Genomic DNA, 26,278 nt, shown 5'->3' with positions numbered 1-26,278 from the left:
GCGCGCCCGCGTGAGCGACGCGCTGCGTCGACTGCCTTCAGCTCCTCGCGAGTTCGCGCACGTCGGCCGTTGGCGTTGCGCCGAACGCGTCGCTCAGCGCGTAATCGATCAGTTGCCGCGCCGCATGTCCTGGCGAAGCAAGCTGGCCGCTTTCCTTCAGTTGCTCGAAGCGCTCGCGCTGCGGGAACTGCTCGGTGCTGGTGGAGCGGATGGTGGCTTGCATGGCGGTGTCGACCACGCCCGGCGCGACGCTGCAGATGCGCACGTCGGGCCGCGCGTCTTGCGCCACCGCGCGAGCGTGATGATCGAGCGCGGCTTTGGTCGCGCAATAAATGCTCCAGCCCGCGTAGGCGTTACGCGCCGCGCCGCTCGAAATGTGAATGATGCGGCGCTCCAGCGCGTCGCCCGATGCTTCGCCCGAAGCCAGCGCGTTGGCAAGCATCAGCGGCGCCGCGACGTTGAGCGTGATCGCGCGAGCGATGGCGCCCGCGTCCTGGGCGCCGAGCGGCGCTATCGGCTCGACGGTGCCCGCATTGTTGAACAGCAGCACACACTGCGCGCCGTGCGCGAACTGGCGCAGCGCGCCGCTCGCGAGCCAGCGTTCGAGCGCGGCGCAATCGCCGAGATCGAGCGCGGCTTGCTGCAACTGCGCCGCGGACGACGACGGCTCGCGCGCGGCCAGCGTGGGATGCGCGCTGCGGCCAAGGCCGAGAACATCGATCTGGCGCTCCAGCAGCAGTTCTGCGAGGGCGGCGCCGAGTCCACGGGAATGGCCGGTGACGATAGCGCGGACGGGAGAGGAAGTCATGGTGGGAGCGGTCATGGTCAGCGGGAAAATGCGTGATGCGCATGGGCTGCGCCGGCATCGCGCGGAAGGTGTTTCGGGGCTTCGCATCAACCAGGCCGGTTGCGCCGGACGGTCTCGCGAGCCGGCCCGAAACCGGGGTCGCGCGTGCGGGATCCAAACAGGCCGCGCGAATTCGGTATCATAGCGTCCGATCCAATAAGGAAGAGATCTGGACGTGAAAGCCGCATCGCAACAACGCCGTACCCTGAGCTTCAAAGACGGGCTTCTGGAAATCAAGAAGAGCATGGGCCTGGGTACCGGACAGCCTGCCGAAGAACAGGCGCAGTCGCCGCAAGGCCGGCACGCGCCCAAAGGAAACCGGGCGGGCGCAAAGACCGAGCCGCAGAAGGGCGCTCAGGGGCAGCGGCGCGCGCAGGGCGCGCCCGGCCACAAGGGTCCCAAAGGCTCCCAGGGCAACAAGGGCCACCGTCCCGCCGGCGCGGACGAGGCGCGCGGGCGCGCGCGTCCGCAGCAGCAGCGCGGCCAGGCGCACGGCAAGCCCGCTGGCGAGGGCGGCGAGGCGGCCGGCAGCTCGACCGAAAAGCCTCATGACGCGCGGAGGCAGCAGGCCCGTCAGGCGCGCGGCCAGCGCGGCCCGCATGACGGCGAGCGCGGTGATCAGCGTCAGCGTCCGGCGCGCCAGCAGCAGTCGATGGCCAATTTGAGCGAGGCCGAAAAGGCGCGCATCGAACGCAATCGCCAGCTCAACGCGGTCTGGAACGTGTTCGCGAAGCTCTATCCGGCATTCCGCGAGCGCTTGCCGCTGAAGATCGGCGTGGTCGAAGACCTCGTCGCGCGCCATCCCGATTACGAACGCACGCTGATCGTCGCCGTGCTCAAGCGCCACGTGAATCATCCGCGCTATCACGAGCGCGTGGCCGTTGGCGGCTCGCGTTATGAGCTCGATGGCAGCGCTTCGGAAGGCCCGGGCATCGACCCTTCGCACGTCGGCCGCGCCAAGGCCGCGCTCGCGCATCAGAAGGCCAAGGCCGAGGCGCGCGCCAAGGAGCAGCAAAACGCGCAGCAAGCGGCGCAAGCCGGGCAGGCTGCTGCGCCAGCAGCAGCCGATGCGGCCCCCGCGCAGGATCCGGCAGCGGCCGCGACGCAACCAGCGGCTGAACCGGCACAGGCGCAAGCCCCCGAAGCAGCCGGCGAAACGCCCGCCAGCAACGGCGAAGCCCCCGCGACGCCCAGCTGATCGACAACGCAGAAGCGCTCCAGCCCCGGCATGGCCGATGCTGGACGCTCGATGCGGATTACCCCGGCATATCGATTCTCAGCGCGGCTGAACCGTCAGCGTTCGCGCGAGCGCGCGTGGGTGTGCGTTTCCAGCACGCCGCGCATGGCCGACGCCTCGGCAACCGGGGCGCTCGCCGCAGCGCGGGAAGATGCGGACGGCGATGCGGAATTTTGCGCCGCCACGGCCGCTGCGGTGCCGGCCGGCGACGAGCCGCTTGCGGGCATCGCGTCGTTCGTGTCGACGGAGAAAGCTCCGCTAAAGGTTGGCGGCGCATCCGTTGCGGCCGCGAGCGCTTGCGGCGCGCTCGCGGCATCGAGCACGCGGCTGAATTCGGCCGCGCGCACGCGGATCTTTTCCGCATAGGCTTTCGAGCCGCCGTAGTTCTTCATCGCCGCGTCGAGATCGCCGCCGGCCGCGCGCTGGTAGCCGTAGAGAATCGACGATCCCACATCGATATTGACCTCGGGATCCGTGAGGTCTTTCACGTTGCGCAGTAAATTGCGGTGCGCCGAGGGCACCACCTGCATGAGCCCGGTCGCGTTGTTCGAGCCGCGCGCCTTCTCGCGAAAGCGCGATTCGATCGAGATGATGGCGAGCAGCACCGCGGGCGGCAGCGAGTATTTTTCGGCTGCCGTGGTGACGGCCAGCGAGATCTGGGCAGCCTTGTCCTTGGCCAGTCCGAACTTCTGGCTCAGGTAGGTGGGGAGCTTCTTGTCGTCTGCTGGGGGCTGCTGGGCCGCCGCGTATTGCACGAGGCCAGGCAGCATGACGAGCAGGCAGAGTAACCGCCTCATGGCCGGTCCTTTCGTGAGTTTCGTGTACAAACAACAGGTGAACGAATGAAAGGCGCACAGTATAGCCGGCCAGAAAGAAACCCAGCCGGAGCGTGGCCCGGCTGGGTTTCTCAAAACGCGCTGCGCTGATGGCGCTCAGACTTTCTCGACGGAAGCCTTGTAGATTTCGTCGATGCTCTCGGCAAGCGCGGCATCGAATTGCGCATCGCTCATCTGCCGGGTCAGGTCGTTGATCAGCGCGCGCGAGAAGCTCGCGATCATGCCGTGATTGGCGGCCAGCCGACGGCACGCGTCGCTGCGCGTATAGCCGCCCGAGAGCGCGACCACGCGCACGACGCGCGGGTGGTCGATGAGCGGCTTGTAGAAGTCGGGCGTGTCGGGGATCGTCAGCTTGATCATGACGTTGCGCGAGGCGGGCAGGGCGTCGAGTCCCTCGAGGAGTGCGTCGCGCAGCAGCGTTTCGGCCTGCGCCTTGTCCGGGGCCTTGATCGACACCTCGGGTTCGAGAATCGGCACGAGACCGCGCGCGCCGATCTGCTCGCCCACCTCGAACTGTTGCTTCGCGATGGCGGCGATGCCCGCAGGCGACGCGTGCTCGATCACCGAACGCATCTTGGTGCCGAAGATGCCAGCTTTCAATGCGCGCTCCAGCAAGGCGTCGAGGCCGGGCATCGGCTTCATGAGCCGCACGCCGTCGGCCTCTGCTTCGAGGCCCTTGTCGACCTTGAGAAAGGGCACCACGCCGCGCTCCGCCCAAAGGAATGCGGGCACCGGCTTGCCGTTCGCCTCGCCGTCCATGGTCTGCTCGAAGAGGATCGCGCCGATCACCTTCGCGCCCGTGAAGGCCGGCGCGCTAATGACGCGCACGCGCATCTCGTGCATGAGCCGGAACATCTCGGCGTCGCCGCTGTACTCGCTCTCCGGGATACCGTATTGCCGTAGTGCGCCAGGCGTCGAGCCGCCGCTCTGGTCGAGCGCGGCAATGAATCCCGGCTTGGCGCGCATCTGCTGCAGCATCGTGTCGTTGGCCATGTTCAAACCTCCCGAAACAGGCGCCGGCGCTGCTCGCGCATGGCGCGGTTATTGGGGCCCGGTGGCGGGACCGGCGGTTGGGGCCAATTCAGGGAGTCCGATTCGGCCGCACCCGATCCGGTGAGTGTACTGGCGCAGCGCGGCAGCGTCTCGGCCGATGTGTGCGGCGGGGTCTTTTGGGCGCTTGTACGAATGTCGGCGTATCGTCAGCCGGTGTCGAGGTTGAAGCCGGATGCGGCGTTGAATGGCGCGCGCAGTCCGCCGCCCAGGGACACGCCGGCAGCCATCCGGCGCGGCAAGGGCTGAGTCAGACGAGCACTTGCGCGGGCGCCGACCGGTCGCTCGCGAGCAATGCGGAAAGCCGCCGTAGCCCCGCCTGCAGACGCGTGCGCTCGGCGGTTGCGCCCAGCGAGATGCGAATCGCGTTTGTCGGGCTACGGGTCGTGTCCATGCCTTGCTCGAATGCCGTGGACGGCGCCACGGCGAGGCCTTCGGCGCTCGCGGCCGCCGCGAGTTCGCGCGCCGGCCAGTAGCTCGGCAACTCGTACCAGAGATGAATGCCCGCGTTCTCGCCCGCTGCCGGGCCGAGCGCCTGCGCCGCCATGCGCTGGCGTGCCTGTGCCTCGGCGCGCACGCCTTCGAAGATATGCGTGGCCGTGCCGTCTTCGATCCATTGCAGGGCCAGCGCATTCGTGAGCGGCGCGGCCATGAGCGAGAACGTGCGCAGCGCGGCCAGCACGCGCGCGTGCGACGCGGTGTCGGGCATCGCGAGAAACGCTGTGCGCAGGCCGGGCGAGAGCGTTTTCGAGAGCGTGGAGAGGTAAGAGACCTGCGTCGGTGCGAGACGCGCGAGCGGCGCAGGCGCATCGGGCGCGAAGCGCCAGTAGGGATCGTCTTCGACAATGTGCAGGCCGCAGCGCGCCGCCACGCGCAGAATCGCGCGGCGGCGCGTCTCCGGCATGGTCGTGGCGGTGGGATTTTGCAGCGTGGGGTTCAGATACACGAGGCGCGCGACGTGCGGCCCGTTTTGGCCGGCCTGACGACAAGCGGCTTCGAGCGCGTCAGGAAGCATGCCTTCGGCGTCGGTCGCAACGGTTTCGAGTCGGCGCCCCAGTTGCGCGAGCGCGTGCGGCAGCCCCGGATAGACGAGCGGCTCGCTCAGCACCACCTCGCCCGGCCCGGTGAACGCGAGGATCAGCGCGGCCAGCGCCGCTTGCGCGCCGGGACACACCACCAGCTGCGCGGGGTCGATCTTGCCGAGCATTGGCTCGAGCCACTTCGCGCCCGCCGCGCAATCGGCCGCGCCGCCGCCGCCGAGGTGATAAGTCATCAGCAAGTCGGCATCGCTGCGCAGCAGCAGGCGCGAGAGGCCTTCGCGCAGCAACGCATTGGCATCGATGCCGGCCGGGGGAGGCGGGATGTTCATGCTCAGATTCACGCGCTGCCCGAGCGCCGCCCGCGGTGGCGCGATGAAGGTGCCGAGCGGTCCGCGCGCCACGATCAGCGCGCGCCGCCGCGCCTCGTTGAAGCCGCGCGTCACCGTGGTGAGATCGACGCTGAGCAGCGCCGCGAGCGCGCGCTGCGCGGGCACGCGCTCGCCCGGCGCCAGCGTGCCCTCGGCCACGGCGCGCTCGATGAAGTCGGCGAGCCGCAGATAGCGCGGACCGTTGCCGACCTGTAGAGCCGAGGCCCACGTCCTGGCCCAGGAAGCGGCGGTGATGTCCGGATCAATCCGGCCATTTTGCGTCATTTTGTCGCTGATGTATGCATGATGTCTTACTCTAGCATGCGGACACGAAGCGCGTAAATCCATACATTATGGCTATGTATGGTTATCCGGGCGGTGGTGTTGGGCCGCCGCGGCGAAACGATGTGAGCACGTCTGGATGGGTTTGCGCGACTAGTCAACCATGGAACCCGACATGCGTACCTCGCACACACGAAGAGGGTCAGCCGTCGAAGCTGGCCCGCCACTTCCTCAATCTGACTCCTTAAGCTCATCCCCGCACCATTCCATACGTTCCGTCCGCACCGCCGCGACACTGGGCGGCGCAGCCGCGCTCTCGCTGCTCGGCGGCTGCAGCTCCGTGCTGCTCGATCCGAAAGGCGACATCGGCGTGCAGGAGAAAAACCTCATCCTGATCGCGCTCGGCCTGATGCTGCTCGTCGTGATTCCGGTGGTCGCGCTCACGCTCTGGTTCGCGTGGCGCTATCGCGCTTCGAACACGCGCGCGGCCTATGCGCCCAAATGGGCGCATTCCACTGCGATCGAAGTGGTGGTCTGGTCAATTCCCTGCATGATCGTGCTCGCGCTCGGCGTGCTGATCTGGCGCACGACGCATTCGCTTGATCCGTACAAGCCGATCGAATCACAGCAAAAACCCATCCGCGTGGACGTGGTCGCGCTGAACTGGAAGTGGCTCTTCCTCTATCCGGATTACGGCGTCGCCTCGGTGAACCAGCTGGCGATTCCGGTCGACACGCCCGTGTCATTCCGCCTGACCGCCGACTCGCTGATGAACTCGTTCTTCATTCCGCAGCTCGGCAGCCAGGTCTATGCGATGTCGGGCATGCAGACGCAACTGCATCTGATCGCGAACCATCCGGGCACCTACGCGGGCCGCTCGGCGGCGTTCAGCGGGGCAGGCTTCTCGGACATGCATTTCGACACGCTCGCCACGAACCGCGCCGACTTCGACGCATGGATCGCGCGCGCGAAAGCCTCGCCCGCGGTGCTGAGCCGCAGTGCCTACATCCAGCTCGCGCAACCGGGCGAGAAGGCGCTTGTCGCTTTCTATTCGAACATCGCGCCGGGACTCTTCGACGGCGTAGTCGGCCAGTATATGCGCGACGTTCACGGCAATACGATCTGCGGCTCCGGCACGGGCGTGAACGGCATGAACGGCGTGAACAACCCGGCGCTCACCCGCGACCCCCGTGGCCTCGTGCCCACCACGTCGGCCGGTTCGGCCAGCGCGGCCCGTTCGACCACCTCGGCCCTCCTGGCAGCGGAGTAAACACACATGTTCGGAAAACTCACGCTCGATGCCGTTCCCTGGCACGAGCCGATCATCATGGGCACGGGCGCCGTCGTGGCGCTCGGCGGTCTTGTCCTGCTCGCCGCGATCACGCTCGCGGGGAAGTGGGGGTATCTGTGGCGCGAATGGCTCACCTCGGTGGATCACAAGCGCATCGGCATCATGTACATCGTGCTGGCGATCGTCATGCTGCTGCGCGGCTTCGCCGACGCGATCATGATGCGCGTGCAGCAGGCCATCGCCTTCAACGACGCAGCGGGCTATCTGCCGCCGCATCACTACGACCAGATCTTCACGGCGCACGGCGTCATCATGATCTTTTTCGTGGCCACGCCGCTCATTCTGGGGCTGATGAACGTGGTCGTGCCGCTGCAGATCGGCGCGCGCGACGTCGCGTATCCGTTCGTGAACTCGCTCTCGTACTGGCTCTCGGTGGTGGGCGCGGTGCTGGTGATGGTGTCGATGTTCGTCGGCGACTTCGCCGCGACGGGTTGGGTCGCGTATCCACCACTTTCGGAGCTGGGCTACAGCCCGACTGCAGGTATGGACTACTACATATGGTCATTGCAGATATCGGGCCTTGGCACCACGCTCTCGGGCATCAACTTCATCGTGACCATTCTGCGCATGCGCGCACCCGGCATGGACCTCATGAAGATGCCCGTGTTCGTGTGGACGGCGCTCATCACCAACATCCTGATCGTCGCGGTGTTCCCGGTGCTTACCGGCACGCTCGCGCTACTCACGATGGACCGCTATCTCGACATGCATTTCTTCACGAACGAGCTCGGCGGCAACGCGATGATGTACATCAACCTGATCTGGGTGTGGGGACACCCCGAGGTATACATCCTGATCCTGCCCGCGTTCGGCGCGTTCTCGGAGATCATTGCGACGTTCTCGGGCAAGCCGCTGTTCGGCTACAAGTCGATGGTGTACGCGACGGCCTCGATCGGCATTCTCTCGTTCTTCGTGTGGCTGCATCACTTCTTCACGATGGGCTCGGGCGCGAACGTCAATGCGTTCTTCGGCATCATGACCACGATCATCTCGATCCCGACCGGCGTGAAGCTGTTCAACTGGCTCTTCACGATGTATCGCGGCCGCATTCGCTATCACAGCGCGACGCTCTGGACCATCGGCTTCATGGTGACCTTCGCCGTGGGCGGCATGACCGGGGTGCTGCTCGCCGTGCCGGGCGCGGACTTCGTGCTGCACAACTCGCTGTTCCTCGTCGCGCACTTCCATAACGTTATCATCGGCGGGGTGGTATTCGGCTGTCTTGCGGGCATCAGCTTCTGGTTCCCAAAAGTGTTCGGCTTCACGCTCAACGAGTTCTGGGGCAAGGTGTCGTTCTGGTGCTGGCTGATCGGCTATTGGCTCGCGTTCACGCCGCTCTACATCCTCGGCTTCGAGGGCATGACGCGCCGCATGAATCACTACGCGGTGCCCGGATGGCATCCGTGGCTGGTGGTGGCGCTCGTGGGCGCGGTGTTCGTGGGACTCGGCATCCTCGCCTTCATCATGCAGATCTACGTGAGCATTCGCGAGCGCGATGCGAACCGCGACCTCACCGGCGATCCGTGGGACGGCCGCAGCCTCGAATGGTCGACGGCCTCGCCCGCGCCGTTCTACAACTTCGCCGTGCTGCCGGCAATCACCTCGATGGAGCAACACTGGGACAACAAGGAAGCCGGCCGCGCGTACGTGCAGCCGCGCGCCTACGAAGCCATCCACATGCCGCGCAACACGGGGGCGGGCTTCGTTATCGCCGCGTTCAGCCTGCTGTTGGGCTTTGCGCTCGTGTGGCACATGTGGCTGTTCGCGGCGTTGGGGCTCGCCGGCATGGTCGCCACGTTCATCGTGCGCAGCTACGACCAGGACGTCGATTACTGGGTGCCGGCCGCGGAGGTGGCGCGCATCGAGGACGCGCGCTTCAGGCAGCTCGGCATCAAGCCACGCATTGAACAACCCGAGCAAATCGAGGAGATGGCTTAAACCATGGCTCACGCTGCACTATCTCACGCTCATGGCCACGCTCACGGCGATGATGACGGCACCAGGACCACGCTGGGGTTCTGGATCTACCTGATGAGCGACTGCCTCATCTTCGCGACGCTCTTCGCCACCTTCGGCGTGCTCGCGAATGCCACTGCGGGCGGCCCTGGCGCCAGGCAGCTCTTCGAACTGCCTTACGTGCTGTGCGAAACGCTGCTACTGCTCGCGAGCAGCGTCACGTTCGGCATGGCGATGCTGGGCCTGCACGCGCAGCGACGCGCGCAAGTGATCGTATGGTTGGCAATCACATTCGCGTTCGGCGCGGGCTTCATCGGCATGGAGGTGAACGAATTCGCGAAGCTCGTCGCCGATGGCGCGGGCCCGCATACGAGCGCGTATCTTTCGGCGTACTTCACATTGGTCGGTACGCACGGCCTGCATGTTTCGGCCGGTCTGCTGTGGATCGCGATCATGATGCATCAGACCTGGAAGTTCGGCCTCACCGGCGCGATCCGCCGACGCCTCGCGTGCCTGAGCATGTTCTGGCACTTCCTGGATCTCGTATGGATCTGCGTTTTCACCTTTGTTTATCTGCGAGGCATGCTGTGAGTTCACCCCACGTTACGCATTCGGGCAGCCACGACGGCAGTCACGACAATTCGCACGGCAGTCTCAAGAGCTATATGATCGGCACGATACTTTCGCTCGTGCTCACGCTCGCGTCGTTCGGCGTGGTGATGCTGCATGTGGTGCCGCCCAGGGCAGGGCTCGCGGCCATCGTCGTGCTGTGCGTTGCTCAGCTCGTCGTGCAGCTCGTGTATTTCCTGCATATCGGCGCCTCGCGCAGCCAGCGCGCGAACACCGGCATCTTCGTGTGCTCGGCTTTCCTGATTGCGGTGATCGTCGGACTTTCGCTGTGGGTCATGCACAACGCGAACGTCAACATGATGCCCACGCAGACGACCGTAGAACGCGCCATGGCGCACGACTAATCGGACGTTCACTCTTGTCCGGCCGGCAACGCGCTTCGCGCGCGTTGCCTGCCTCGGCCCAACATCGGCTCACATCGGCTCAAGCGGCCGCCAGAACCCGTGCCAGCCTGCGCATGCCCGCGAATACCGACTCGGCCACATCGAGTGGAAAGTCGCCGGGAAGCTGGGCAGCGACTTCGCCGATCACGCGTTCGGTTGCCCCAGCCACCGTCTCCATCATCGCCTCGACCTGCGCGACGGTGAACCCTACGCGCTGCCCCTGGGCGATCCAGTGGCGCGGCAGGATCTGCGCGATACGGTAGTGCGCGTTGCGCCCGCGCACGGCCATGGCGAGGCTCGCGCGCTGCGCCGGCAGCTGATTGCGCCCGCGCCCGATGATCGGATGCGCCGAGAGCACGTCGTAGAGCGGCGTGGCGGCGTAGCGGCTGCCCGGCAGATGCGCGATGCTGAAATTCTTGGCGTGGCCGTCAGTGGCCGCGAGCAGCCAGAACACCAGTTGCGCCATGAAGAAATGGTGGCGGTCGTCCTCGCGGCGCACGGAGCCGCCGAGCACCGTCATGACGCTCTCGATGCCGGGCCCGCCGTCGGCCTCGTATTTGTGCAGGCCCGGCGTGCCCGTGGCCTGGCACAGATCCTCCTGCGGCAGGCGCACGATCCAGCGGCCATTGCGCGCCATGCGGCGGTCGAAGCGCTCGACCACGAGCGCCTTCGTGTCCTCGAAACGGGCGATCTCGCAGGGCGCGATCGGCAGCCCATAAGCCGCGACGATCTTCGCGCATAGCCATTCGTTCTCGACCGACGTGCGCATGTCGGCGCGCATGTTGCCGACGAGACCGAGCGGCAGCTTCAGGATGTGCGTGGTGGGCGTGCTGCCCATGGGCAGCAGCCAGCGGTTCTGGTGCCGCAGCAGGGCGGTTTTCTCCTGCGCGCCGGCAATCGAGAGGCGCAGATCGTTCACGCTCTCGTGCTCGCCGAACGGCGGCGCGGCGGTGGTGTCGCGCAGCAGCCGGGCGATGTCGGCCGTCGACAGCGGTTTGCCTTCGATGGTTTCGAGGCCCGCCGGCTCCTCGCCCGCAGGCAGCAGTTGCAGCGCGCCCACGCAGTCGCGCCCGAGCACGGCCAGCAACTCGAACGGCGTGGTGCCGGCCGTGCGGTAGCGCGCCGCGATGCGGCGCCGGATCCGCTCGCTATCGGGCAGCAGGTTGTCGAAGTAGTCGGCCACGGCGGCGCCGCGCAACGGCTGGTTGCCCGGCGTGAAGGGCAGTGAGAGCGAGAGCGGCCGGCCTTGTTCGTCGTCGCGCCAGGTCTCGAAATACGCGAGGCGCTCCACGCCGCGCACGACCTCCCAGTACCCGACGGGCAGGCCGTTCATCCACAGGTCGAGCCGGTTCGTCTGACGGGGGCGCGCCATTACCAGTCCTCCCGTTTGCGCGGCTTCGCGCGGGGCTTTGGCGCCGCGGGCTTGGCGGCGGCGGGGGCGGACGCGCGCGTTGCGGCAGTTTGGGCGGGGCTTTTTGCAGCGCGCTTTTGCCCGGCTGGGCCGGCGGGCGCCGCCAAAGCCTCTGAGGACAGGCGCATTTCGACCGAGAACAACCGCAGAACGCGAAACAGCCGGTCGACGCTTGCGGACTCGGGGTGCGCTTCGAAGGCGGCATAGCTTTGCTGAGAGATGCCGAGGCGCTGCGCGACCTGTTCCTGGGTGAGGCCGGCTTGCTTGCGAAAGCCAAGCAGCATGGGACGCAACTGGCTGACGGTCTTGAGCGAATAGTCCACGCGAGGCTCCTGCTGCAGTGACGTGGCAAAGGACAGTTCACAGTCTATAGGCTGTAAATGTTAAATACAACCTTAAGACTGTAAATGAAAAATACAGGCTTCAGGTTGTATATGAAATTTACGGCCTTGAGACTGTAGCGGGGCGCTGCGGGAACACGCCGCTGCCGGCGAGGCGCGGAGGATGAGTCAGACAAATAAATCATGAATTCCCGCAATCCAGGAATATGCGGGAAAACTAGAGGCGCGTGATCTTGACTGGATTGATATATTGCATGCATTCGGGGGCCCATCGAGCGAGCTGCACGTGCCTGCGGGCCTCCATCGTGTCCCTTGCGAGGAGCAGTCGTGGAGAACCATGGCGAATTACACCGGGCCATTCTGAACAACATCCCGGACCAGGCATGGCTGAAGGACACCGAGTCACGCTACGTCCTCGTCAATGAAGCGTTCATGGAAGCGTGCGGACGCCCCGAGCAGGACATCATCGGCCGCACGCCCGACCAGGTCTGGTCGCCGGAACTGGGCGAGGTATATCTGGACACCGACCGCGCGGTGCTCGAAAACGGCAAGCGCCGCCGCTACGAGGAGCGGCGTCCCGGCCCCAACGGCAAGCTGCTCTGGTTCGACACCGTCAAGATGCCGGTGCGCGGCGCGGACGGGCGCATCGTCGGCACGGTCGGCATCTCGCGCGACATCACCGACTTCAAGCGCACGGAAACGGAGCTGCGCGATTCGCGCTCGCAGTTGCGCGAGCTTTCCGCGTGGCTGCAGTCGGTGCGCGAAACCGAGCGTTCGCGCATTTCGCGCGAGCTGCACGACGAGCTCGGCCAGTTGCTGAGCGGGCTGCGGCTCGGCCTGAACTATCTGGAGACCCAGGCGCGCGCGCTGACCTTCGGGCAGATCGACCACATCGGCATGCTAAAGAATCTGGTGGACACCACCATGGACGCCGTGCATCGCATCGCGTCCGATCTGCGCCCGCCGGTGCTGGACGAGCTGGGGCTCCACGCGGCGCTCGAATGGCTGACCGAATCGTTCACGCAGCGCACCGGGCTGCCGTGCGACCTGCGGCTGAGCATGCCCGAGACGCTGCTGGGCGAGCTCGATGCGGAGCGCAGCACGGCCATCTTCCGCATCGTCCAGGAGTCGCTCACCAATGCGAGCCGCCACGGGCGGGCCTCGCGCGTGGTGGTCGAACTCGACGCGCACGACGATCACTGCCACCTGGCGATTGCCGATGACGGCCGCGGCATGGACACCTCGCACACCGCCAACGGACCGAGGCTCGGCCTGCTCGGCATGCGCGAGCGCGCGCTGATGCTGGGCGGGCAACTGGACGTCACGAGCCGCCCCGGCCACGGCACGCGCGTGAGCGCCCGCATTCCGCTACACGCTTCACCCGCGGAGCCGGCTTCGGGCCCGCTTGCCAACCCTCTAGCCAACCCGCTTGCCAACCCCGCCGCAAACGCAGTTGCCAACGACGCGAGCCCATCATGCGCATCATGATCGCCGACGACCACGCGATCATTCGCGACGGTCTGAAACGCATCCTCTCCACGGTGCCCGACATGGAGGTGGCGGCGGAAGCCGTCGACGGCACCGACGTCGTCGAGCAACTGCGCAGCACGGCCGTCGACGTGCTGCTGCTCGACATGTCGATGCCGGGCAAGAGCGGCATCGCGTTGATCCAGCAGATCAAGGCCAGCCACCCGGCGCTGCCGGTGCTGGTCCTGAGCATGTACCGCGAGTCGCAATACGCGGTTCAGGCGATCCGCGCGGGCGCGGCCGGGTATCTGACCAAGAACGCCGAGTCCGACCAGCTGATCGGCGCGATACGCAAGGTCGCCCGGGGCGGCACGATCGTCTCGGCGCTGGTGGCCGAGAAGCTGGTCAAGCAGTTGCAGCAGCCCGCCAGCGCGTTTCCTCACACGTTTCTCACGCCGCGCGAGTTCCAGATCTTCCAGATGCTCGTCGAGGGCAGCAGCATCAACGACATCGCGCACAGCCTCTCGCTGTCGAGCAAAACCGTCAGCACGCACAAGGCCAACATCCTCGACAAGATGGAGATCCCGTCGACCGCCGGGCTCGTCCATTACGCCATCCAGCACGGTCTCGTCTTCGCGGGCACGGATACCTGAGTCCGGCAGCCGCTTTGTGCGGTGCGTCTCGGAAAATCCCTGGACCAAAACCAGCCGATCCCGATGCCAGCCGCACAGCCGCACGCCTAATCTGTCTATAACGCGCAAGTCGTTGCGGAGCGCCGCCAGGCAGGGCCGCAGCGCCTGCCCGCCGCGCCGGGCAGTGACCGCGCACGCTCCCGGCCGACCCATTACGTAAGGAGACCCAATCATGCATGTGGACCTTCTGATCAACAACGTCTGCGTTGGCGACGATGAACCGCCCGTCGACATCGCCATTCGCGACGGCCGCATCGTGGCGCTCGAAGCGGGCATCGACGCAACGGCCGACGAGATTATCGACGCGGGCGGGCGCGCGGCCATTCCGGGGCTGATCGAGGCGCACCTGCATCTCGACAAGGCGCTTTTGCACCGCCGGCTGCCGGCCCGCTTCGGCACGCTCGACGAGGCGATTCGCGTGACGGGCGTGCTCAAGAGCAAGCAGGAGCGCAACGACGTGCTCGATCGTTCGCGCCAGGTGCTCGACATGGCGGTGAAGAACGGCACCGTTGCCGTGCGCGCGCACCCCGACGTCGACCTGATTCAAGGCTTGATCGGCGTGGAGACGCTGCTCGAGCTGAAAAGCGAATACGAAGATTTGCTCGACCTGCAGATCGTGGCGTTTCCGCAGGAGGGCATTCTCAAGTCCCAGGGCACCCACGAGCTGATGGTCGAAGCCTTGCAGATGGGTGCGGATGTGGTGGGTGGTTGCCCATACAACGAACTCAACTGGGTCGACACGCAGCGCCATATCGACATGGTGTTCGAGCTCGCTCAGCACTTCGACCTGCCGGTCGACATGCATGCCGACTTCGCCGACGACACCACCGACCCGCGCTTCGCCGCGATTTCATATATCGCGCAGAAGACCATCGAGACCGGCTACCAGGGGCGGGTGGCGCTCGGGCACGTCACGAGCCTCGGCGCCCTCGACGACGAGGCGCTCAAGCCGGTGATCGAGCGCATGCGCGAAGCGGGCATCAGCATCGTGACGCTGCCGGCCACCGACCTCTATCTGGGCGGCCGCAAGGACACGCACAACCAGCGGCGCGGCCTCACGCCCGTCAAGGCCTTGTATAACGCGGGCGTCAACGTCGCCTATTCGTCGAACAACGTGCGCAACGCGTTCACGCCGTTCGGCAAGGCCGACATGCTGCAGATCGGCAACATGCTCGCGCACGTGGCCCAATTCGGCGTGCCGGAGCATCAGCAGGCGATTCTGGACATGGGCACGCGCAACGCCGCGCGCGCGATCGGCATCGAGCACGGCTACGGCATCGCGGTGGGCAAGCAAGCCGATCTCGTCATTCTCGACACTTTCCGGGTGGCCGATGCGCTGCTCGACATCCCGCCGCGGCTGTGGGTCATCAAGCGCGGCCGCATTACGGTGGTCACCACGCACCACTGCGAAATCCACCGGCATTCGTGTTGCTGTGCCTGACGTGAACAGAACCTGAACGTTCAATCGAAAACTCAAGGAGACGAGCATGAAGAAGCTACCCGCGGAAGTCGTCGCATCAGCCCTTGCAGTCACGACGATACCGATCGCCATGTTGCCGCTGCACTTGCCGCCGTGGGCCATTTTCATCAGCTGGGCCGCGACCTTCGCGATGGGCGGGCCGAGCGCCAGGAACCTCAAGCGCATCTGGCCCACCTTGCCGGTCGGATCGTTCTTCGCATTCCTGATCGTTCTCTGCTTCGAGCAGGCGGCGCGGCAATTCAGCGGCAACACGCTGCTGCTCGCGCAAATGGCGATCCTCTTCACGCTGAACGGCCTGATGATGTCGCTGGCCCGCCAGTTCGTCATGTTCAATTTCATCCCGGGCATGTTCTTCGGATTCGCGACGTACTTCGGCACGCTGTTCGGCGGCTTTGGTCCGGTTGCGCACAACCCGTTCATGGCCTTGTTTGCGGCGATTGCGATGAACGCGCTCGGACCGGCCTATGCGTGGGTTAAGGAGCGCTATTCGGCGCCCGAAGTCACCACGCACCGCTGGTGGAAGGGCTGGAAGCCGGAAGTCTGACGGCCGCTCGAAAAATCACACGAAGGGCCGCGGCAGCCCACTGACTGTCCGCGGCACAAGCGATAAATGCATAGGGGAAGCACCATGACGCTCGTAGCGCAAGCCCAGATCGACACCGGGACGGACATCGAAGAAGAGATGGCGCAGCAGGCGCTGCTCGACGACGCGGCCCTCGAAGCGCCCGTCACGCGCACGCCCGGCACATCAATCGAAACGCCCCGGCTTGCGCGCTCGTCGCGCGGCATGGTGACGAGCCCGCACGAACTGGCAAGCGAAGCCGGACGCGAAGTGCTGCGTGCGGGCGGCAATGCGATCGAGGCGGCCATCGCGATCGGCGCGGTGCTGAGCGTGACCTACCCGCACTTCACCGGGCTCGGCGGCGACGCCTTCATGGTGATCAGCGACCGCGCCGGCCACGTGCATACGCTCTCCGGCATTGGCCAGGCCGCCGCGAAAACGTCCGGCTACACAGGCGCGATTCCGGTGCGCGGGCCCGGCGCAGCGCTGACGACTGGCGCCTCGGTTGCCGTCTGGGACAAGGCTTACTCGCTCAGCCGCGGCGCGTGGGGCGGCAAGCAGGGCTGGTCGTCGCTGTTTTCGCGCGCCATCGAGTACGCGGCCAACGGCTTTCCCGTGACGCCCTCGCAGCAATTCTGGCAAACGCTGCGCGCCGGCGAGCTGGCCAGCTGGGAGGGCTTCGCGCGGGTCTTCATGCCGCACGGACGCGTCCCTCGGGCCGGCGAGCCGTTCGTCCAGCGCGAACTGGCGCGCAGCCTCGAGCGCATCGCCACGCACGGCGGCCGCGAATTCTATGAAGGCGATCTGGCCGAGCGGGTGGCCGCCGGCCTGAAGCAGGCGGGCTCGCCGCTCACGCTCGACGACCTGGCCCGCACGACGGCGCGCGAGGAAGTGCCGCTGCGCGTGGGCTATCGCGGCGGCGAGCTGCTGGGCCTGCGCCCGCCAACTCAGGGCGTGACCACGCTCGAAATCATGGGCATTCTCGATCGCTTCGATCTCGCCTCGATTCCCGAGAACAGCGCCGACTACTATCACGTTCTCGTAGAAGCGGTGAAGCTGGCGTTTCTCGACCGCGACCGCTACGTCGCCGATCCCGATTTCGTCGACGTGCCGGTCGACCAGATGCTGTCGGCGCAGACGCTCGACGCGCATGCGCGCCGTATCCGCATGGACCGCGCGATGCCCTGGCCGCACACGTTCAAGCATGGCGACACGGTGTATATCGGCGCGGCCGACGAGCAGGGCAACAGCGTGAGCATGCTGCAAACCGTATATTTCGACTGGGGCAGCGGCGTGGTGGCCGGCGACACGGGCATCCTGTGGCACAACCGCGGCGCCTCGTTCAGCCTCGACCCGAAGAGCCCCAACGTGCTGCGCGGCGGCAAGCGGCCGTTCCATACACTGAACCCCGGCATGTATCTGAAGGCGGGCCGCCCGCACCTGCTGTACGGCACCCAGGGCGCGGACGGGCAGCCGCAGACCCTCGCGGCCGTGCTCACGCGCCTGATCGACTACGACATGGACCCGCTTTCAGCGCTCGGCCGGCCGCGCTTTTTGCTCGGCAAGACCTTCTCGGACAGCCGCGACAGCCTCAAGCTCGAAGAGGACGCAGGCGCGCGAGTGTTCGGTGAACTGGCCGCGCGCGGCCACGAAATGAGCCCCATTCCCGCGCAAAGCCAGCTGGCCGGGCACCCCGGGGCGATCCGCATCGGCGCGGACGGGCACATGACCGGCGCCCACGATCCGCGCAGCGACGGGCGCGCGCTCGGGCTGTAGTGAAGCACCGCGAGCCATCGGGCAAGTGGCGAGCTATCTAGAAAATGAATGGCAGGCATTTCAACATTTAATTTGTCGATAATACGGGCTTCGGATATCGTGACGGCATTCATCCTCTCATAGGGCCCCGACGCGCAGCGAGCGCAACGCAGACCGCAACGCGTTGAGTGGGTCCTGAATTGCCGAGACACCGTCATCATGTTCGATCGCGTATTCGTCAATGCCGTAGGCGCTGACGGCCAGCCACTGAATCTCGCTGTACGCGATGGACGCTTTGCCAGCATCTCCAGCCTCGGCGCCGAACGGCCCGAAACCGGGGCCGCCGAAATCGTCGACCTCCAGGGGCACCTCGTGCTGCCGGGTTTCGTCGACGGCCATATCCACCTCGATAAAAGCTTCCTCGGCGACCGCTGGCGTCCGCATCGCGTCGCCGCGACGCTGCGCGAGCGCCTCGCCGACGAAAAAGCCGCGTTCGCCAGCGCCGCGCCGATTGCCCAGCGCGCCGACGCGCTGATCCGCCAGGCGGCCTCGTTCGGCACCACCGCCATGCGCAGCCACGTCGACGTGGACGCCACGACCGGCCTGACCCATCTTCACGCTGTGATGGAAGCGCGCGAAAAATGGCGCGGCATCATGGACATCGAACTCGTCGCGTTTCCGCAAGCGGGCGTGGTGTCGTGCCCGGGCACGGCTGAGGTGCTCGATGCCGCCGCGCAAGAAGGCGTCGACGTGGTGGGCGGCATCGACCCGACCACGCTCGACGGCGACGCCGACGGCCAGCTCGACATCGTCTTCGGCATCGCGCAAAGGCGCGGCGTGAAGATCGATATTCATCTGCATGAAGCCGGCGAACAAGGCATCGAGCAGCTTCACCGGATCGCCGCGCGCACCCGCGCGGCCGGCCTGGAGGGCAGGGTGTCGGTCAGCCATGCCTATGCGCTGGGCGACGTGGAGGCGGACGCCGTCGCGCGCATCGCCGACGCGCTGGCCGCCGCCGGCGTGTCGATCATGACCAACGCCCCCGGCGACCGCGCCTTCCCGCCGATTCTCCCGTTGCGCGCCGCCGGCGTGCGCGTGTTCAGCGGCAACGACAACATTCAGGACGCCTGGTGGCCGTACGGCAACGGCGACATGCTGCAGCGCGCCATGCTCGTTGGCTACCGATCCGGGTTCTATACTGACGAAGAGCTGCGGGTGGCACTCGGGATGGCGACCGACGCCGGCGCGGCCGTGATCGGCAAGCGCGACTACGGCCTGAAGACCGGCAACGAAGCCTCGTTCGTGATCGTCAAGGCGCCGAACGCGGCAGCCGCGGTGGCCGCCGCACCCGCCGAACGCGTCATCGTCCGAAGCGGGCAATTTTGGGGTGATACACCCCGCATGAAATTCGCAACCACGCCGGCTGCATCCGGCCAGCGCGGCTGACTATCCCGAGCGCCTTCGCGCGCTTTTGTCCGCGCGCGGCCTCGTCTTTGAAGTTGTGACATCAAATCCTCACGGAGCACCAAGAATGTCATCCAGTCCTTACTACTCGCCGAAGGGCGGCCATCCGGCTCAAACCGAATTGCTGACCGATCGCGCCATGTTCACCGAAGCCTACGCGGTCATCCCGAAGGGCGTGATTCGTGACATCGTCACGAGCTACCTGCCGTTCTGGGACAACACCCGCCTGTGGGTGCTCGCGCGTCCGCTGACCGGCTTTGCCGAAACGTTCTCGCAGTACATCGTGGAAGTGAGCCCCGGCGGCGGCAGCGACCGTCCCGAACTCGACGATCTCGCTGAAGGCGTGATCTTCGTGGTCGACGGCGAGCTCGAGCTCAAGCTCAACGGCGTCGAGCACAAGCTCGTGCCGGGCGGCTACGCCTTCATCCCGCCGCGCACGAACTGGACGCTGCACAACCGCAGCGGCGCCGTGGCGAGCTTCCACTGGCTGCGCAAGCACTACGAAGAAGTCGAAGGCGTGCCGATGCCCGAAGCCTTCGTGACGAACGAGCGCGATATCGAACCGATCCCGATGCCCGGCACCGAAGGCCGCTGGGTCACCACGCGCTTCGTCGACATGAGCGACATGCGCCACGACATGCACGTGAACATCGTCACGTTCGAGCCGGGCGGCGTGATTCCGTTCGCTGAAACGCACGTGATGGAGCACGGCCTCTACGTGCTCGAAGGCAAGGCCGTCTATCGACTGAACCAGGACTGGGTGGAAGTCGAAGCTGGCGACTTCATGTGGCTGCGCGCGTTCTGCCCGCAAGCCTGCTACGCGGGCGGCCCGTCGCGCTTCCGTTATCTGCTGTACAAGGATGTGAACCGCACGGTGAAGCTCACGCTCGGCCAGCAGCCGAAGCGCAAGGCTTAATAGCCGGCTTCAGGCCAGCCGCTCAATAGTGGCTGGTCCCCCATAGCGTCGCCGGCATATCCAGCAGGCGACGCAGGCCGCTGCGCTCGAGCATGCGCTCCGCAGCGGCCTGAACCCCCTCCAGAATCTCCGCTTCGTCGACCGACAGCACGCGGTAGTCTTCCAGCAAAATCCGTCCGCCCACCATCGTCATGCACACATCCGCGGCATTCGCGAAGCACGTGACGCGATAGACGGGCATGTTCATCGGCATCATATGCGGCTTGAACAGGTCGACGAGGATGATGTCGGCCAGCTTGCCCGCTTCGAGTGAGCCGATTTCTCCGTCCATCGACAGCGCCTTCGCGGCGTCGATCGTGATCATCTCCAGCACCTTGCCGTGCGGCAGCACGTCCGGATCGCGGAAGTGCCGGCGGTGATAGTGCATGCACTGCCACATGTGGCGGAACATGTCGTAGCCGCGGTCGGGCGCGGCGGCGTCCGAGCCGATTGCCACGTTGACCCCCGCATCGATGAGCTCCGGCACCGGGCAGCGGCCGATGATCGACATGATCGCGCTCGGGTTGTGCACGATCGAGGCACCCGTTTCCACGCACGCGGCAATGTCTGCCTCGGTGAGGTCGATCGCGTGCGACATGAACGACTTCGCATTCATGAGCCCCAGCTCGCGATGCGCAAATTCCAGCGTGCCGGCGCGATGGCCGTCCTGCGTGAACGAGAGCCCGCGCGACTGCGCGAGCGCCATGTAGCGGGCCGCCTCGCGGCGCGCCGTGCCTTCCCATTGCGCCTGCGCCGGGTAGTGCTGCGGTGCGTACACGGGCAGCGTGAGCGCGATCCGGATGCGGCCGTTCGCGTCGCCGTGGCAAGTGTCGACGATTGCCTCGCATACTTCGTACATCTGATCGAAATCGACATCTCGCGTCACGCTGCCATGTGTGCCATCAGACGCATACGTGGTGTAGGCGCGCGGCGAGGGCGGCCGCGAAGCGCCGACCGCGACCATCGAGCGGGTGCCGGTCTTGACCACGGCGTCGCAATGGCGCCGCGCGTAGACCGGATCGTCCACGCGCATGATCGAATCGCCGCCGCCGAGCAGCGACACGCCCGTCGTCACGCCGGCCTTCAGGCGTTCGAGCGCCGCGAGATGCGACTCCATCTCCCAGAACGTCTCGTCCGAGGCCCGCGTATAGATCGTTTCGCAGGCGTCGGTCCACGCATCGCCGTCCGCGCCGCCGATGGTGCGCAGCATCGCATGGCCCGCATGCGCGTGCGCGTCGATGAAGCCGGGCAGCACGGCTTTTCGGCGCGCGTCTATCGTGCGGTCTGCAGAATATTTTTCGGCAAGCCCGGCGCTCGTGCCTACCGCGACGATGCGCTCGCCCTTGACCGCCACCGCGCCGTCCTCGATCACGCGGCGCGCGGCGTCGACCGTAATCACGCAACCGTGCATGATCAGCACGTCCACGTGTTCTCGATGGTCCATGTGCATCCTCTTTAGTCGTTCAGGCGGCAAGCACGCCGCCGCGCGCGACGATGCGCCCGTTCGCCACCACCAGCTTGCGCACGGGCCGCGCGACCACCGCGTGCGCGAGCGTTTCGGCGTCCACCAGCACGAGGTCGGCGCGCGCGCCCTTGTGAAGGCCGTAATCTGCGAAACCGCAGCCTTGCGCGCCCGCCGCGCTCACGCAGTCGAACGCGACCGCCAGATCGTCGTCGCGCCGCAGGTCGTAGCGCATGCCGATCAGCATCGCGCGTTCGAGCATGTCGGGCACGCCGTACGGCGTCCACGTATCGCGAATGCCGTCGTTGCCGCCAAAGATCGTGATGCCCAGCTCGCGGCAGCGCTTGAGCGGCGGCACCGGGCGCGAGGGCGGGGCGCTCGTCAGCAGCGCCACGCGCAGGCGCGCGATCCGTTCGAGCAGCGCCGTGGGCTCGGGCAATGCGCCCAGGCAGAACGCGTGGCTCACCACCACGCGCCCTTGCATGCCCAGCGCCTCCACGCGGTCGAGCAGCAGCTTGAACGTGAACGCGCCGATCTCGCCCGGTTCGTGCAGATGAATGTCGATGGGCTTGCCGTAACGCTCGGCGAGCGCGAAGGCGGTGTCGAGCGAGCGCGCGGGATCGCCGTCGATCAAGGCGGGATCGAGCGCGCCCAGCACGTCCGCGCCGGCGGCGAGCGCATCGTCGAGCAGCTTCTCGGTGCCGGGGCGGATCAGCAGGCCCGATTGCGGGAACGCGACGATCTGCATGTCGAGCACGCCGGCCAGCGTGTCGCGCGTGCCGAGCACGCCTTCGAGATAGCGCAGGCCCGCGTCGGTATCGATATCGACGTGGGTGCGCAGGCGCGTCGTGCCGGCCGCGAGGAACGCGTGCGACAGCGCGAGCGACTGCACGCCCGCATCGTGCCCCGAGCCCTTGCGGAACGCGCGTTCGTTCGCGATGCGGTCGGTGAGATTCGGGCCGACTTCGTTGACGTACCAGTCGCGGCCCCAGAGGGTCTTGTCGAGATGCGTGTGCCCCTCGACGAAGCCCGGCAGCAGCAGCGCGCCGCCGCCGTCTTCGATGCGGGCGCCGGACGGCGGCGCGAGGTTCTGCCCCATCGCCTCGATGCGGCCGCCGGCGACCGAGACCGATACGGGCTGGCCGCGCGGGTCATCGGAGAGGCGGACGTTGGAGATGAAGAGAGGATGAAGAGAAGAAGTCATGCCGATTCCACAGTAGTGGCCATGGGGCCGCGCAGGGCACGGCGTCGATCTCGCCAGTTTGCCAGCGAATACCCGGCGATTGCCAGCCTGACCGATGGGCTGACCGATGGGCTGACCGAGGTCCCGACTGCGGGCCCGATTGCCAGCCTTCACGCTACGTGATAGAAGGCGATATTCCATTCGAAAACCAAATAGCCCGATGAAAAGCGACTCAGGAGGACATCGGCCGCTGTTCGATCTGGACCTGCTCAAGGCCATCGTCATGGTGGCCGATTGCGGCACGTTCACGGCGGCCTCGGCGCGGCTGCATTCGACGCAGTCGACGGTGAGCCAGAAAGTGAAGCGTCTGGAGGACATGGCGGGGCACAAGCTGCTCGAGCGCGGCGCGCGCGACGTGCGTCCGACCGATGCCGGCGAGACGCTGCTGGCCTACGCGCGGCGCATGCTGGCGCTCAACGACGAAATGCTCGAATCGTTGGCCGGGGCGACCGTGGGCTTGACGGTGCGCCTGGGCGTGCCCGAGGATTTCGTCGGCGGGCCCACGACGCACATGCTCGCGGCATTCACGCGCGAGCACCCGCTGGTGAAGCTCGAAGTCACGAGCGGCTTGAGCCGCGACGTCGAGCGCAACTACGACCGCGGCGACCTCGATCTCGCGCTCGTGAAGCACCGCCGCAACAGCCGCGAGGCCGTGGCCAGCTGGCCCGAGCAACTGCGCTGGATCGACAGCGCGAAGAACCCGTCGTTTCAGCTCGACCCGATTCCGCTGGTGGCGTTCCCGCCGCGCGGACTGTATCGCGACGACATGACTAACGCGATCGAAGGGCTCGGGCGGCGCTGGCGCATGAGCTTCATCAGTTCGAGCCTGAGCGGCATCCAGGCGGCCGTGGCCGACGGGCTCGGCATCAGCCTGCTGCCGCTGCGCTCCGTTACGGCCGATCACGTCGTGCTCACGCAAAAGAGCGGGCTGCCCGCGATCGAAACCATGGACCTCGCGCTGCTGCACCGGCCGACCGCCGACACGGTGGTGAAGGAGCTGGCGCGGGCGATGTCGCGCATGATCGGCAAGCCGCGGCGCTGAAGCCCCGCACTGAAGCCCCGCACTGAAGGCCTGCACTGAAGGCCTGCACTGAAGGCCTGCACTGAAGGCCCGCATGCCCCCATTCTTGTTCCATTGCTTGTTTTCCAGCCGGAGCTGATGCCATGCCGCGTTTTGCAGCGAATCTCACCATGATGTACAACGAGCACGCGTTCCTCGACCGCTTTGCCGCCTGCGCCCGTGACGGCTTTCGCGCGGTGGAGTATCTCTTTCCCTACGAGCACCCGGCGGCCGAAATCCGCTCGCGCCTCGACGGCAACGGCCTCGTGCAGGCGCTCTTCAACGCGCCGCCCGGCGACTGGGCCGCGGGCGAACGCGGTCTGGCCTCGCTGCCGGGCCGGGAAGACCAGTTCCGCCGCTCGGTCGAGACCGCACTCGACTACGCGCGCAAGATCGGCAACGACAAGCTGCACGTGATGGCCGGCCTCGTTGGCGCGGACGGCACGAGCGTCGATCGCGCGCGCCACCGCGAAACTTATCTGCGCAATCTCGCGTGGGCCGCCGAGGCCGCGCGCGGCGAAGGGATTCAGATCCTGATCGAGCCGATCAATCAGCGCGACATGCCCGGCTATTTCCTCAGCCGCCAGGACGAAGGGCAGGCCATCTGCCGCGAAGTGGGCGCGCCGAACCTGCGCGTGCAGTTCGACTGCTATCACTGCCAGATCGTCGAAGGCGACGTCGCGATGAAACTCAGGCGCGACATCGGCGGCATCGGCCATATCCAGATTGCCGGCGTGCCGGAGCGGCACGAGCCGGATCTGGGCGAGCTCAACTATCCCTACCTGTTCGATGTGATCGACGCGCTCGGCTACGACGGCTGGATCGGCTGCGAGTACCGGCCGAAGGCGGCCACCTCCGCTGGGCTGGGCTGGCTGCGCCCATATTTGCAAGCCGCGCAGTGAATCGGCATTAGCGCAGGAGAATCAGTTGCGGCACCGCGTCGGCGCCGCACCAGACGATTGCGTTCTGCTGGTGTTTTTCGCCTAGCGCTTTTGCGGCATCGAGCGTGATGCCCAGCACCAGGAAGCTCGCCTCGCCGGGCCAGTGGTTCGATGGATGCTGCCCGACGCCCTCGATATATGCGAAGCCGAGTGCGTCGAGCTCGCTTGCGAACACCGCTTGCCGGGCCGCGTTAGTTTCGGCGTCGAGACCTTCGCTCAGCGGATTCCAGGCGGTAATGAACGCGCTACAGGCGACGTGGCGGGCTTCATGGAGTGCGGCAAGCGCGGCGTTGAACTCGCCGGGACGCAGCGTTGCAGGCGCGTCGCCCAGCACCTCGTAATGCGTTTCGAGGTACGCCTCGATCGTCTCGCGCGCGATGCTCGAGTCTGGAAACACGAATCCTCCGTTTCATGCCAATTGATGAACCGAATGTACGCAGCCTGGCCGCCGCGCTGAACAGCGAGGCGACGCCGTGGTGGTCAACGACCACAGGTATCGCGGCGTAACCCACCAAGCCCCAACCTCACTCCCGAAACGTCTTCGCCGTCTCCACCGCGGCGCGCCTCAGATCAGGCACGAACGCCAGCAAATCATCCAGCGTCAGGCGCCCGACCGGCGCCTGAACCGCAATCGCCGCACACGCCCGGTTGCGCTCGAGCATCACGGGAACGGCAATCGCGATCAAGCCCTGGAGATGCTCCTGATTATTGATCGCCAGCTGGCGACGCCGCGTCAGCGCCAATTCCTTGCGCAATACGTCGCGGTCGGTGATGGTTCGCTCCGAATAGGCTCGCAGCGGCAGCGCTTCGAGCATGCGCTCGCGGCGCTCCTTGGGCAGAAAGCTCAACAGCAGCTTGCCGCTTGCCGAACAGTGCAGCGGCACATGCGAGCCCGGCTGGAGATGCATGCGCAGCGGCCATTCGGTCTCCACACGATCGACGTAGATCACGTCGTTGCCCGCGAGCGTGGTGAGGTTGCAGGTCTCGCCGATCTTTTCGACCAGCTGTTCGAGCAACAGGTGCCGCGCCGCCGCCGGCCCCGCATGCATGAGCACGTTCACCGCCAGCTGTCTGACACGCGGCGAACACTCGTATAGCTTGTCGTTGGCGCCGCGCGTGACGAGCCAGGCATCGGTGAGCTGGGCCAGGATGCGGTGCACGGTCTGCTTGGGCAAACCGAGCGCCTGCACGAGATCCATCATCGACAGAGGACGGCCCGCCTCGGCGAGCGTTTCCAGAACGCGGAACGCGCGGACTGCCGCCGCATTCGACTGGTTCGACGTGGACACGCGGGTCTCCTGTATCGGTTGCGCGCTGCGGTTGGCGCGACCGCTGGCGCCATTGTGCATCGCGCAGTGCGTTTTTCGGGACTGGTGAAAGTCCCGAAAAACGCATTTTCCGTGCCTCGGCAATTGTGTGTCGCGGATTATGCGGGAATCGGGACTCGCATTCGCGCGCCGATGAA

At 66.3% G+C, this 26,278-nt stretch carries 24 protein-coding genes; 14 read left to right on the top strand and 10 right to left on the bottom strand.

Features of this window, described 5'->3' with window-relative positions:
• Nucleotides 1-37 precede the first annotated feature (37 nt).
• Entirely contained in the window at nt 38-808 is a 771-nt protein-coding gene (locus tag PWP93_RS23035) for an SDR family oxidoreductase (protein ID WP_421046085.1), read from the bottom strand.
• Nucleotides 809-1,022: 214 nt separating this feature from the next.
• Here PWP93_RS23035 and PWP93_RS23030 point away from each other — a divergent pair, with 214 nt between their 5' ends.
• Nucleotides 1,023-2,045, top strand: coding sequence for a ProQ/FINO family protein (locus PWP93_RS23030; RefSeq protein WP_421046084.1), 1,023 nt, complete (start codon nt 1,023-1,025; stop codon nt 2,043-2,045).
• A gap of 95 nt (nt 2,046-2,140) precedes the next feature.
• On the opposite strand, the gene PWP93_RS23025 is transcribed toward PWP93_RS23030, so the two are convergent.
• From PWP93_RS23025 to PWP93_RS23015, 3 genes are all read right to left on the bottom strand, one after another.
• Nucleotides 2,141-2,881: a transglycosylase SLT domain-containing protein gene (locus PWP93_RS23025; RefSeq protein ID WP_421046083.1), complete on the bottom strand. Its 741-nt coding sequence runs from the start codon at nt 2,879-2,881 to the stop codon at nt 2,141-2,143.
• A 135-nt stretch (nt 2,882-3,016) separates the two neighbouring features.
• Nucleotides 3,017-3,913: a fructose bisphosphate aldolase gene (locus PWP93_RS23020; protein WP_421046082.1), complete on the bottom strand. Its 897-nt coding sequence runs from the start codon at nt 3,911-3,913 to the stop codon at nt 3,017-3,019.
• Between the two features lie 307 nt (nt 3,914-4,220).
• Entirely contained in the window at nt 4,221-5,663 is a 1,443-nt protein-coding gene (locus PWP93_RS23015) for a PLP-dependent aminotransferase family protein (protein WP_421046081.1), read from the bottom strand.
• A gap of 172 nt (nt 5,664-5,835) precedes the next feature.
• On the opposite strand from PWP93_RS23015, the gene cyoA reads away from it, so the two are divergent.
• Genes cyoA through cyoD form a run of 4 tightly spaced genes read left to right on the top strand, consistent with a single transcriptional unit; the run spans nt 5,836 to nt 9,941 of the window.
• Complete coding sequence (cyoA, locus tag PWP93_RS23010) at nt 5,836-6,930, top strand: ubiquinol oxidase subunit II (protein WP_421046080.1); 1,095 nt, start codon at nt 5,836-5,838, stop codon at nt 6,928-6,930.
• A gap of 6 nt (nt 6,931-6,936) precedes the next feature.
• The gene (gene cyoB / locus PWP93_RS23005) at nt 6,937-8,949 is read left to right on the top strand and encodes a cytochrome o ubiquinol oxidase subunit I (protein ID WP_421046079.1); all 2,013 of its coding nucleotides are present in this window, start codon (nt 6,937-6,939) and stop codon (nt 8,947-8,949) included.
• A 3-nt stretch (nt 8,950-8,952) separates the two neighbouring features.
• Entirely contained in the window at nt 8,953-9,558 is a 606-nt protein-coding gene (cyoC, locus tag PWP93_RS23000) for a cytochrome o ubiquinol oxidase subunit III (protein ID WP_421046078.1), read from the top strand.
• The gene (gene cyoD, locus PWP93_RS22995) at nt 9,555-9,941 is read left to right on the top strand and encodes a cytochrome o ubiquinol oxidase subunit IV (RefSeq protein ID WP_421025455.1); all 387 of its coding nucleotides are present in this window, start codon (nt 9,555-9,557) and stop codon (nt 9,939-9,941) included. The genes cyoC and cyoD overlap by 4 nt, the downstream gene beginning before the upstream one ends.
• A gap of 79 nt (nt 9,942-10,020) precedes the next feature.
• Here cyoD and PWP93_RS22990 read toward each other — a convergent pair whose 3' ends face one another.
• Together PWP93_RS22990 and PWP93_RS22985 are read right to left on the bottom strand one after the other, a co-directional pair.
• Nucleotides 10,021-11,352, bottom strand: coding sequence for a type II toxin-antitoxin system HipA family toxin (locus PWP93_RS22990; RefSeq protein ID WP_421046077.1), 1,332 nt, complete (start codon nt 11,350-11,352; stop codon nt 10,021-10,023).
• Nucleotides 11,352-11,675 carry a helix-turn-helix domain-containing protein gene (locus PWP93_RS22985; protein WP_421027004.1) on the bottom strand — a complete coding sequence of 108 codons (324 nt, stop codon included), beginning with the start codon at nt 11,673-11,675 and terminating at the stop codon, nt 11,352-11,354. Before PWP93_RS22985 ends, PWP93_RS22990 begins: the two co-directional genes overlap by 1 nt.
• Before the next feature lie 384 nt (nt 11,676-12,059).
• On the opposite strand from PWP93_RS22985, the gene PWP93_RS22980 reads away from it, so the two are divergent.
• The 7 genes from PWP93_RS22980 (at nt 12,060) to PWP93_RS22950 (ending at nt 20,068) form a co-directional block, all read left to right on the top strand.
• Nucleotides 12,060-13,220 carry a PAS domain-containing sensor histidine kinase gene (locus tag PWP93_RS22980; RefSeq protein ID WP_421046076.1) on the top strand — a complete coding sequence of 387 codons (1,161 nt, stop codon included), beginning with the start codon at nt 12,060-12,062 and terminating at the stop codon, nt 13,218-13,220.
• The gene (locus PWP93_RS22975; protein ID WP_421027003.1) at nt 13,205-13,852 is read left to right on the top strand and encodes a response regulator; all 648 of its coding nucleotides are present in this window, start codon (nt 13,205-13,207) and stop codon (nt 13,850-13,852) included. Before PWP93_RS22980 ends, PWP93_RS22975 begins: the two co-directional genes overlap by 16 nt.
• Nucleotides 13,853-14,063: 211 nt before the next feature.
• On the top strand, nt 14,064-15,332 hold the full coding sequence (locus tag PWP93_RS22970; protein ID WP_421046075.1) for an amidohydrolase family protein: 1,269 nt from the start codon (nt 14,064-14,066) through the stop codon (nt 15,330-15,332).
• Between the two features lie 46 nt (nt 15,333-15,378).
• Nucleotides 15,379-15,915, top strand: a complete 537-nt coding sequence (locus PWP93_RS22965) for a DUF1097 domain-containing protein (RefSeq protein WP_421025451.1) — start codon at nt 15,379-15,381, stop codon at nt 15,913-15,915.
• A gap of 243 nt (nt 15,916-16,158) precedes the next feature.
• The gene (ggt, locus tag PWP93_RS22960) at nt 16,159-17,709 is read left to right on the top strand and encodes a gamma-glutamyltransferase (protein WP_421046169.1); all 1,551 of its coding nucleotides are present in this window, start codon (nt 16,159-16,161) and stop codon (nt 17,707-17,709) included.
• Between the two features lie 198 nt (nt 17,710-17,907).
• Nucleotides 17,908-19,134, top strand: a complete 1,227-nt coding sequence (locus PWP93_RS22955; protein ID WP_421046074.1) for an amidohydrolase family protein — start codon at nt 17,908-17,910, stop codon at nt 19,132-19,134.
• A gap of 85 nt (nt 19,135-19,219) precedes the next feature.
• Nucleotides 19,220-20,068: a bifunctional allantoicase/(S)-ureidoglycine aminohydrolase gene (locus tag PWP93_RS22950; RefSeq protein ID WP_421025449.1), complete on the top strand. Its 849-nt coding sequence runs from the start codon at nt 19,220-19,222 to the stop codon at nt 20,066-20,068.
• Between the two features lie 22 nt (nt 20,069-20,090).
• Here the strand turns inward: PWP93_RS22950 and PWP93_RS22945 are convergent, their stop codons facing one another.
• Together PWP93_RS22945 and PWP93_RS22940 are read right to left on the bottom strand one after the other, a co-directional pair.
• Nucleotides 20,091-21,551, bottom strand: coding sequence for an amidohydrolase family protein (locus PWP93_RS22945; RefSeq protein ID WP_421046073.1), 1,461 nt, complete (start codon nt 21,549-21,551; stop codon nt 20,091-20,093).
• Nucleotides 21,552-21,570: 19 nt separating this feature from the next.
• A complete protein-coding gene (locus PWP93_RS22940) occupies nt 21,571-22,773 on the bottom strand; it encodes an amidohydrolase family protein (RefSeq protein WP_421046072.1) in 1,203 nt (400 codons plus the stop codon).
• Nucleotides 22,774-22,972: 199 nt separating this feature from the next.
• Here PWP93_RS22940 and PWP93_RS22935 point away from each other — a divergent pair, with 199 nt between their 5' ends.
• Together PWP93_RS22935 and otnI are read left to right on the top strand one after the other, a co-directional pair.
• Nucleotides 22,973-23,854: a LysR substrate-binding domain-containing protein gene (locus PWP93_RS22935; protein WP_421025446.1), complete on the top strand. Its 882-nt coding sequence runs from the start codon at nt 22,973-22,975 to the stop codon at nt 23,852-23,854.
• Nucleotides 23,855-23,976: 122 nt separating this feature from the next.
• A complete protein-coding gene (gene otnI, locus PWP93_RS22930) occupies nt 23,977-24,774 on the top strand; it encodes a 2-oxo-tetronate isomerase (RefSeq protein WP_421025445.1) in 798 nt (265 codons plus the stop codon).
• A gap of 7 nt (nt 24,775-24,781) precedes the next feature.
• On the opposite strand, the gene PWP93_RS22925 is transcribed toward otnI, so the two are convergent.
• Both PWP93_RS22925 and PWP93_RS22920 read right to left on the bottom strand, forming a co-directional pair.
• On the bottom strand, nt 24,782-25,210 hold the full coding sequence (locus PWP93_RS22925; RefSeq protein WP_421046071.1) for a DUF3293 domain-containing protein: 429 nt from the start codon (nt 25,208-25,210) through the stop codon (nt 24,782-24,784).
• Nucleotides 25,211-25,337: 127 nt separating this feature from the next.
• Nucleotides 25,338-26,102: an IclR family transcriptional regulator gene (locus PWP93_RS22920; protein WP_421046168.1), complete on the bottom strand. Its 765-nt coding sequence runs from the start codon at nt 26,100-26,102 to the stop codon at nt 25,338-25,340.
• Between the last annotated feature and the right edge of the window lie 176 nt (nt 26,103-26,278).

Source organism: Paraburkholderia sp. A1RI-2L, assembly GCF_048957375.1.
Lineage (GTDB): Bacteria > Pseudomonadota > Gammaproteobacteria > Burkholderiales > Burkholderiaceae > Paraburkholderia.
This window is presented reverse-complemented; position numbering and strand designations above follow the sequence as displayed.

Coding starts and splice junctions, on each gene's coding strand:
- PWP93_RS23035 (WP_421046085.1), bottom strand. CDS start 808: ATGACTTCCTCTCCCGTCCGCGCTATCGTCACCGGCCATTCCCGTGGA.
- PWP93_RS23025 (WP_421046083.1), bottom strand. CDS start 2,881: ATGAGGCGGTTACTCTGCCTGCTCGTCATGCTGCCTGGCCTCGTGCAA.
- PWP93_RS23020 (WP_421046082.1), bottom strand. CDS start 3,913: ATGGCCAACGACACGATGCTGCAGCAGATGCGCGCCAAGCCGGGATTC.
- PWP93_RS23015 (WP_421046081.1), bottom strand. CDS start 5,663: ATGACGCAAAATGGCCGGATTGATCCGGACATCACCGCCGCTTCCTGG.
- cyoA (WP_421046080.1), top strand. CDS start 5,836: ATGCGTACCTCGCACACACGAAGAGGGTCAGCCGTCGAAGCTGGCCCG.
- cyoB (WP_421046079.1), top strand. CDS start 6,937: ATGTTCGGAAAACTCACGCTCGATGCCGTTCCCTGGCACGAGCCGATC.
- cyoC (WP_421046078.1), top strand. CDS start 8,953: ATGGCTCACGCTGCACTATCTCACGCTCATGGCCACGCTCACGGCGAT.
- PWP93_RS22990 (WP_421046077.1), bottom strand. CDS start 11,352: ATGGCGCGCCCCCGTCAGACGAACCGGCTCGACCTGTGGATGAACGGC.
- PWP93_RS22985 (WP_421027004.1), bottom strand. CDS start 11,675: ATGCTGCTTGGCTTTCGCAAGCAAGCCGGCCTCACCCAGGAACAGGTC.
- PWP93_RS22970 (WP_421046075.1), top strand. CDS start 14,064: ATGCATGTGGACCTTCTGATCAACAACGTCTGCGTTGGCGACGATGAA.
- PWP93_RS22965 (WP_421025451.1), top strand. CDS start 15,379: ATGAAGAAGCTACCCGCGGAAGTCGTCGCATCAGCCCTTGCAGTCACG.
- ggt (WP_421046169.1), top strand. CDS start 16,159: ATGGTGACGAGCCCGCACGAACTGGCAAGCGAAGCCGGACGCGAAGTG.
- PWP93_RS22955 (WP_421046074.1), top strand. CDS start 17,908: ATGTTCGATCGCGTATTCGTCAATGCCGTAGGCGCTGACGGCCAGCCA.
- PWP93_RS22950 (WP_421025449.1), top strand. CDS start 19,220: ATGTCATCCAGTCCTTACTACTCGCCGAAGGGCGGCCATCCGGCTCAA.
- PWP93_RS22945 (WP_421046073.1), bottom strand. CDS start 21,551: ATGGACCATCGAGAACACGTGGACGTGCTGATCATGCACGGTTGCGTG.
- PWP93_RS22940 (WP_421046072.1), bottom strand. CDS start 22,773: ATGACTTCTTCTCTTCATCCTCTCTTCATCTCCAACGTCCGCCTCTCC.
- PWP93_RS22935 (WP_421025446.1), top strand. CDS start 22,973: ATGAAAAGCGACTCAGGAGGACATCGGCCGCTGTTCGATCTGGACCTG.
- otnI (WP_421025445.1), top strand. CDS start 23,977: ATGCCGCGTTTTGCAGCGAATCTCACCATGATGTACAACGAGCACGCG.